The sequence below is a fragment of the Promicromonospora kroppenstedtii DSM 19349 genome (genome assembly GCF_000515355.1).
Taxonomy (GTDB): domain Bacteria; phylum Actinomycetota; class Actinomycetes; order Actinomycetales; family Cellulomonadaceae; genus Promicromonospora; species Promicromonospora kroppenstedtii.
Genome location: NZ_KI911644.1, coordinates 26,985 through 34,044, shown reverse-complemented (window position 1 = coordinate 34,044; position 7,060 = coordinate 26,985). Strand labels below are relative to the sequence as shown.

Below are 7,060 nucleotides of genomic sequence, written 5' to 3'. Positions count from 1 at the left end.
CGCACCCCTGCCTCCCGGGCCCCGGCAATGACGAGGCGCCCGCCCTGGTTCTCCGGGGCGGGCGCCTCGTGCGTCCGGCGGCATCGTGCGCCCGTCGTCGGACAGACTTTGCCGTACACCGATCATGAGGAGAGCCCGATGACGCAGGAGAGAAGCACGATGAACGTCAGTCCGGTCACGCTCGGCACGTCAGGCCTGGGCCGGGACACGGAGCCGGGGTCCCGGGGCGAGGATGCCGCGGTCGAGGTTGCGCTCGACCTGTTCGGCAGCGAACATGCCTACCTCGACACGTCGAACAACTACTCCGGCGGCAGGTCGGAGGCCGTGCTCGGCCTGGCCATGGAGCGCCTTGGACCGGACGCCGCCGCCCGCGTCGTCTCGAAGGTCGACCCCGACCCCGAGACGCGCGCGTTCGACCGCGACCGCGTGCTGCGGTCGTTCGAGGAGACGACGGCGCGGCTCGGTGTCGAGCGGCTGCCGCTGCTGCACCTGCACGACCCGTACTCGGTGACGTTCGAGGAGGCGGTCGGCCCGGGCGGCGCGGTCGCGGGGCTCCTCGAGCTGCGCGAGTCGGGGCAGGTCGGCGCGATCGGCGTCGCCGCCGCGCCGGTGCCGCTGATGGCCAGGTACGTCGGGACCGGCCTGTTCGACGCCGTGCTGATCCACAACCGCTTCACGGTGATCGACCAGTCGGCGGCGCCGGTGTTCGCAGACGCGAAGGGGCGGGGGATGACGGTGTTCAACGCCGCGCCGTTCGGCTCGGGCCTGCTCGCGAAGGGCCCGCACGAGGGCGCCGTCTACAACTACCAGCCCGCGGGCGCCGACCTCCTCGCGTGGACGCGGCGCCTGGCGGAGGTGTGCGACGCCCACGGCGTCGCCCTGCCCGCTGTCGCGCTGCACTACTCCCTGCGGTCGCCGCTGATCGACTCGACCGTCGTGGGGGTGGTGTCTCCGGGGCGGCGGGCACAGCTGGACGAGCTTGTCGCGACCCAGGTCCCGGAGGAGCTGTGGGCGGAGCTCGAGGCGCTCGGCCCGGCGCCGTCGCCGGTGGACGACAGTGCCTACGCCTGACGACGAGCCCGGAACTTTCTGGCGGCAGCCCAGTTGATCTGCGTAGGGTCCGGATCTCGGGAGGGAACGAGGATGTCGTTACGTGAGCGGCGGCTGCGCCCCGCACGCGGATCGGTCGCGGCGGAGAACCACGCGCTGCTCTCCGCGCTGGTCGCGCTGGCGGTGAGCCTGGTGGCGGGCATCGCGGTGTTCGCGGGGGACACGGTGCCGTTGTTCGGGGGAGTGTCGGCCGGCCTCGTCGCGGCCGTCGCCTCGGGTGGGTCCGGGGCGGCGGCGTTCTGCACGGGCTACGTCCGGTCCTCGCGGCTGTCGCGCCTCGGCAGCGGGGTCGGGAGACGGGCTGGCAGGTGGCGCCGCGGCTTCGACGCCGTCGTGCTGACGGTCACGGCAGCCGGCATCGTCGTGCTGCTGACCGCCTCTGCCTTCGCGGTGTTCGACCTGGCGTTCCGTGAGCTCCGGCTGGACGCGCTGATGGCGGCCGTCCTCGTCGGGCTGTCGGCCGCGGTCGCCGCGTACGTGCTCACGCTGGTCTCCGTCGAGGTGACGTCGATCGCGATCGCGAACCTGCTCGCCCTGTTCCTCGTCAGCGGCGCCCTGGCGAGCATGCTCTCGGCCAACGACCCGCACTGGTGGCAGGTCAACTTCAGCGCGCTCGGCGTCGGCGGTGGCTTCTCGGCGTACGCGTTCAACCTCACCCTGATCTTCGCGGGCCTCGCGATGACGACGTTGACCCACTACGTGATCGGCGACCTGCGCACCTGGGCGACGCCCGCGGAGCTGCGCCGGCTCGAGGTGCTCCGCACCTGGCTGATCGGGGTGGCCGTCCTGCTCGTCGGACTGGGCTGGGTGACGGTCGAGGTCGCCAAGGCGCTCCACACGGTCATCGCGTCGGTCATGACGGTGCTGTTCGCGGGGCTGATCGTCGCCACCCCCTACCTGGTGCCGCGCCTGCCGCGGACGTTCCTCGTCACGTCGTCCCTCTTCGTGAGCGTCTTCGCGCTCGTGGTGCTCCTGATGTGGCCGGTGGGCTACTTCAACCTGACCGCCGTCGAGTTCCTCGGGTTCTTCCTCCTGCTCACCTGGCTCTTCCTGTTCGTACGGACGGTCGCGGCATGCCTCCAGGACGCGCGGGCCGCTGGGTCGCGTTCGGCTAGCGGCCCTTGCGGAGATGGTTGAGCAGCGTGATACCGCCGAAGGCGATCCAGGCCACCACGACCGTGGTGACTGCGGCGACGAAGAGGCCGCTGCCGAGCGTGTACGCGATCACACCCGAGACCGCCCCGGCAACGAGGGGCATCAGGGCGTCGCCGTCGACCCGGCGCCGTCGTTCGGGAGTCTGGTCCATGGGTACGAGGCTAGTGCGACACAACCCCTCCCTCCGCGACGGAGGAAGGGGTCGCGCTCAGCTCAGATCAGCTCGACACGGTCGGCCTGCGGTCCCCGGTCGCTCTGGCGCACCTTGAACCGGACCCGGTCACCCTCCTCCAGGACCTCGTCGCCCCGCACGACCGACACGTGCACGAACAGGTCCGCGCCCCCGGCATCGGGGGCGATGAAGCCGAAACCGCGGTCCGCGTCGTAGCGCGTGACGGTGCCCTCGCCCCCGCGCGGCCCGCCCGATCCCGCGGGACGGCTCGGCCGGCCCCGGTCCGTGGCAGCTCGCGCTCCCCTGGAGCCGCGCACGAGCTGCACGTTGCGGGCATTCGGGCCCTTGTCACCGTCGACGACGTCATACGTCACGCGGGCGCCCTCGGACAGCTCGGTCAGACCTTGGCCGAGCCCGCTGACGTGGACGAAGACGTCCTCGCCGCCCGAGTCGGGAGCGACGAACCCGAAGCCCTTGGTGTCGTCGTACCAGGACACCGTGCCGTCGCCGCCGTCGGACGCCGACTGTGCGGCCTCCGCACCGAGCGGCAAGAGGTGGTCCGCCTGCGGCCCCTTCTCCCCGTCGACGACGAGGAACGCCACCCGCTGCCCCTCCGCGATCACACCGCCCCCGACGATGGCCGAGCTGTGCACGAAGACCTCGGCGCTACCGCCGTCGGGCGTGACGAAGCCGTATCCCTTGGCCGGCTCGTACCAGGTGACGGTGCCGAGCACGCCCAGGGGCGCGTCGGCGGCCCGGTCGCCCGTGACGCGGACACCGCGGGCCTGCGGGCCGCGCTCACCTTCGCCCACCTCGAACTCGACGGCTTGCCCCTCGCGGAGCTGCTTCGGTCCGTCGTCGCCGACGATCTCGGACGCGTGCACGAACAGGTCCTCGGCCTCGTTCCCGAGGTCGATGAACCCGAACCCTCGGTCGGCGTCGAACCATCGGACAGTTCCCTGCGGCAACTCGGACTCCTCGTCTCGGTGGACATTGCTGCCTCCAGTGTCCCTGACAGAACCGGGCTGATCGTCCGCGCCTCCGTGCGGGCGACGCCTGGCTGCTCTCGGGCTGGTACCGGCTGCGTCAGGCGGTCCGAGGCTTCCGCATCGAGCGAATAACCTGGCTCGAGGGGTGGCGTGTCACGACCTGTTGCCGGGCTGGTGGCCGCTGGCGAGCTCGTGGGCCTCGGCGGCGAGCTCGGGCCAGTCCTCGGACTCCGAGACGGTCACCCAGTCGGCGCCGGGGTCGTGCCTGAGGAGCTCGGCGATGCCGCGCTTGACCAGGTCGTCCGCACGAGCGGCGGGCAGGCGGACGGCGAGCGAGCTGCCCGCGAGGAACGCGAACGCCGTCTGACGGACCACGAGGGCTCCCTCGCGCACGACGACGTCCAGGTCGGGGTCCTGCTGGAGAGTGGTCTTCAGGGCTTCGTATCGAGCGTCCACGGTCATCGTGCTGTCTCCTGTCATGCACCTGCGGATGGGCTGACGCCACATCTGATCGATCTTATGGCTCCTCCGCCAAAACTTCCGGGGAGCGCGGTTCGAGATCGCCCAGGGCGGCGAGAGCGAGCCCGCCGTCGGGTCAGAGCCGGTCGAACGGTGCGGCGTAGCGGAAGTGCCCCGAGTACTCGTCCCGCCACGCGCTGAGCGGGCGCGCCTGGAAGTAGCTGCCCCACGCCGGGTCGGGTGCCTCGATCCCGAGATCGCTCGCAGGAACGAACCCGAACCGGCGGTAGAGGGCCGGCTCGCCGAGCAGCACCACCACCGGTTCGCGCATCGCCTCGGCCGCGCCGAGGAGCGTGTGCATCAAGGCGGAGCCGACCCCGCGGCCCTGGTGCGCGGGATGGACGCTGAGCGGTCCGAGTCCGAGCGCCGGCCGGCCGGCAAGCTGGCCGCGGGTGGCGAGCACATGTCCCACCACCTCTGGTCCGGGAGGCTCCGACTCGGCGACGAAGGACAGCTCCTGGACCCAACCTGGGTCCTCGCGCAGCCACCCGACCAGGGTGGCCTCCCCGGGCACCCCGTCGGGCTCGACCGGCGGCGCGGCGTGCTCGACCTCTCCGAAGGCCGCCGCGGTGACCGCCCGGATCGCCGGAATGTCGGACGGACGTTCCTGTCTGATCAGCATCCCGACACCCTCGACGGAACCCTGGCCTGAGGTCAACGCGATTTCATGGAGGCTCGGTCCGCCGCTCGCAGCTTCGGACCGAGCGTGGTGAGATTCTCGGTCTTGCCGGGAGATTCGCCCACCCTTGACACGGTATCGACCGGCCCTCAGACTGCTTTTGCAAACGTGGCGGCAGAAGTCGCATGGTTGTCGCCATAAATGACAAGGTCGTCAAAAGGGGAGCTCCATGCAGATCTCACACGCGTCTCGCGCGCGACGCCTCGGCGCGGTGCTGGCGGGCGGTGCACTCCTCGCGGGCACGCTCGTCGCCACCCCGGCAGTCGCTGCCCCCGCGGACGTCCCGGCCCGTGCGCCGGGCACCACGTCGGCCGAAGCCTGTGGACCTGACGACGGGCTGCCGGACTCCAAGATCTCGATCCAGCTCTACACGCACGTCGGTGAGCTCGGGTCCGGGACACCGTCCCCCGAGACGATCGACCGGGTGCTCGGCGAGGTGGCCGGCGCCGGCTTCACCAACGTCGAGCCGTTCAGCCAGCCCTACTCGATGCCGGTCGGCGACTACCAGGCGATCCTCGACCGGCACGGTCTCGAGGTGTCCTCCAGCCACGGCAGCACCGACTGGGACACGTGGCCCGAGACCGTCGCCTACGCCGTCGCCCTGGGCCAGGACTACATCGGGACCGGCGGGATGGCGGGGAGCTACGGCACCTACGAGGAGGCGCTGGCGACCGCCGCGTACGTGAACCGGCTCGGTGAGTACGCGCACGAGAACGGCGCGAACAAGATCGTGCTGCACAACCACCAGAGCGAGTTCACCACGCGCTACCCCGACCCGGAGACCGGGGAGATGGTCAGCGCGTGGCAGGTCATCGAGGAGAACACCGACCCGCGCTACGTCACGTTCCAGCTCGACGTCGGCTGGGCCGCGGACGCCGGCATCGACGTCCCCGCGTGGATCGAGGAGTACGGGGACCGCATCGAGCTCCTTCACGTCAAGGACGCCGTGAACGTCGACGCCGACGGCGACATGCGGCAGGTCGCCCTCGGCACCGGCGAGCTCGACCTCCCGGCGATCATCGCGGCGTCCGAGCCGTACGTGGCGTACTACACCTACGAGTGGGACGACGCGCCGTCGTTCGAGACCTCCGCGGAGTCCTACCGGTACCTGCGCTGCTACCTGGCCGAGGGTGGGGCCGGTGACGAGTGCGAGGCCGACCACGGCGAGTCGCTGGCGCTGGGCCGGCCGGTCACGACGTCCAGCATCGACGACCCCACCCGCACCGGCGAGATGGCGGTGGACGGCAACGCGAGTACCCGGTGGGGCAGCGCGTGGAGCGAGCCGGAGTGGATCGCGGTGGACCTCGGCGCCGACCACGACCTCAGCCGCGTCGTGATCGACTGGGAGACCGCGTACGCGTCGGGATACGAGATCCAGACCTCGCCCGACGGCGAGACCTGGACCACGGTGCGCACCGTCACCGACGGTGACGGTCACTTCGACGACCTCGACGTCTCGGGCACGGCGCGGCACGTGCGCCTCTACGCCACGGAGCGCGCCACGCAGTGGGGCTTCTCCCTCTACGAGCTCGAGATCTACGGCACGCCGAGCGGGCAGCCGACGCCGGAGCCCGTGGCCCGCGGCGCCGGGTACTGGACGTCGGAGTACCGGCAGGTCGAGCACCCGGACCACACGGTCGACGAGCTGGTGTGCCTCCTGTCGACCACGCGCGCACAGAGCGACGTGTTCGACGAGGTGGTCGACCTGACCACGCTGGACGACGCCGTCCAGGTCCTGTGGTCGCGCCACCACGACGAGCCGGTCGACGTCCTCGACCGGCAGCTGCTCGCCGTGTGGCTCAACGTGGCGGCGGGTTCGGTCTCCCTGGAGGACCCGGTCGTCGGGGGCAGCACGGTGGGCGACCTGCTGCGAGCTGTCGAGGCCGTGCGTCTCGGCGTGGACACGACGAGGTCCGACGTCGAGCGGTACCGGGACGCGCTGGAGACGGTGAACGCCCGGCACTGACGGCGTCAGCGGCCGCTCGTCCCCTGCGCGGGGTGCGGCGCGGTGCGGCCTCGGAAACGCCACCGGGTGGACCTGGCCGGTGCTTGCCATCCCTGAATGTTAGTCACTAACATTCAGGGATGGTCACCCCTCGGACGCTCCGCACCCGCGCTCGGATCCTCGACGTGGCGCTCGACCTGTTCGAGCGTCAGGGCTACGGCTCGACCACGGTGAACCAGATCGCCGAGGCCGCCGGCATCACGCCGATGACGTTCTTCCGGCACTTCCCGACCAAGGACGCGGTGCTGGTCACCGACCCGTACGACCCGCTGATCGCCCAGGCCGTCGGCGCGCAACCGACCGCGCTGCCACCCCTGGAACGGGTCCGGGCCGGTCTGCTCGCCGCGCTCGGGGACATCACTCCGACAGAGGACGCCACGGCCCGGCGCCGGGTCGCGCTCGTCGCGCGCGAGCCGTCCCTGCGGGCCGCC

8 protein-coding genes are annotated in these 7,060 nt (G+C 71.4%); 4 read left to right on the top strand and 4 right to left on the bottom strand.

Annotation, left to right across the window (positions count from 1 at the left end; all coding sequences use genetic code 11):
- Positions 1–138: 138 nt before the first annotated feature.
- Entirely contained in the window at positions 139–1,071 is a 933-nt protein-coding gene (locus PROKR_RS09115; protein WP_036962315.1) for an aldo/keto reductase, read from the top strand.
- A 72-nt stretch (positions 1,072–1,143) separates the two neighbouring features.
- Positions 1,144–2,247, top strand: a complete 1,104-nt coding sequence (locus tag PROKR_RS09110) for a hypothetical protein (RefSeq protein ID WP_036962314.1) — start codon at positions 1,144–1,146, stop codon at positions 2,245–2,247.
- Here PROKR_RS09110 and PROKR_RS09105 read toward each other — a convergent pair.
- From PROKR_RS09105 to PROKR_RS09090, 4 genes are all read right to left on the bottom strand, one after another.
- Positions 2,222–2,416: a hypothetical protein gene (locus PROKR_RS09105; protein ID WP_036962312.1), complete on the bottom strand. Its 195-nt coding sequence runs from the start codon at positions 2,414–2,416 to the stop codon at positions 2,222–2,224. The genes PROKR_RS09110 and PROKR_RS09105 overlap by 26 nt on opposite strands.
- Before the next feature lie 62 nt (positions 2,417–2,478).
- Complete coding sequence (locus tag PROKR_RS37830; protein ID WP_036962310.1) at positions 2,479–3,405, bottom strand: cold-shock protein; 927 nt, start codon at positions 3,403–3,405, stop codon at positions 2,479–2,481.
- Positions 3,406–3,579: 174 nt separating this feature from the next.
- Positions 3,580–3,906, bottom strand: coding sequence for a hypothetical protein (locus tag PROKR_RS09095; protein WP_157601979.1), 327 nt, complete (start codon positions 3,904–3,906; stop codon positions 3,580–3,582).
- A 115-nt stretch (positions 3,907–4,021) separates the two neighbouring features.
- On the bottom strand, positions 4,022–4,567 hold the full coding sequence (locus tag PROKR_RS09090; RefSeq protein ID WP_036962307.1) for a GNAT family N-acetyltransferase: 546 nt from the start codon (positions 4,565–4,567) through the stop codon (positions 4,022–4,024).
- A gap of 226 nt (positions 4,568–4,793) precedes the next feature.
- Between PROKR_RS09090 and PROKR_RS09085 the strand changes: the two genes are divergently transcribed.
- Positions 4,794–6,590 carry a discoidin domain-containing protein gene (locus tag PROKR_RS09085; protein WP_036962305.1) on the top strand — a complete coding sequence of 599 codons (1,797 nt, stop codon included), beginning with the start codon at positions 4,794–4,796 and terminating at the stop codon, positions 6,588–6,590.
- Between the two features lie 119 nt (positions 6,591–6,709).
- Positions 6,710–7,060, top strand: a 351-nt coding sequence (locus PROKR_RS09080) for a TetR/AcrR family transcriptional regulator (RefSeq protein WP_036962387.1), incomplete at its 3' end; no start/stop codon positions are given.

What these genes read in the sequence shown, in the direction of transcription:
- PROKR_RS09115 (WP_036962315.1), top strand. Translation starts at nt 139, where the DNA reads ATGACGCAGGAGAGAAGCACGATGAACGTCAGTCCGGTCACGCTCGGC.
- PROKR_RS09110 (WP_036962314.1), top strand. Translation starts at nt 1,144, where the DNA reads ATGTCGTTACGTGAGCGGCGGCTGCGCCCCGCACGCGGATCGGTCGCG.
- PROKR_RS09105 (WP_036962312.1), bottom strand. Translation starts at nt 2,416, where the DNA reads ATGGACCAGACTCCCGAACGACGGCGCCGGGTCGACGGCGACGCCCTG.
- PROKR_RS09095 (WP_157601979.1), bottom strand. Translation starts at nt 3,906, where the DNA reads ATGACAGGAGACAGCACGATGACCGTGGACGCTCGATACGAAGCCCTG.
- PROKR_RS09090 (WP_036962307.1), bottom strand. Translation starts at nt 4,567, where the DNA reads ATGCTGATCAGACAGGAACGTCCGTCCGACATTCCGGCGATCCGGGCG.
- PROKR_RS09085 (WP_036962305.1), top strand. Translation starts at nt 4,794, where the DNA reads ATGCAGATCTCACACGCGTCTCGCGCGCGACGCCTCGGCGCGGTGCTG.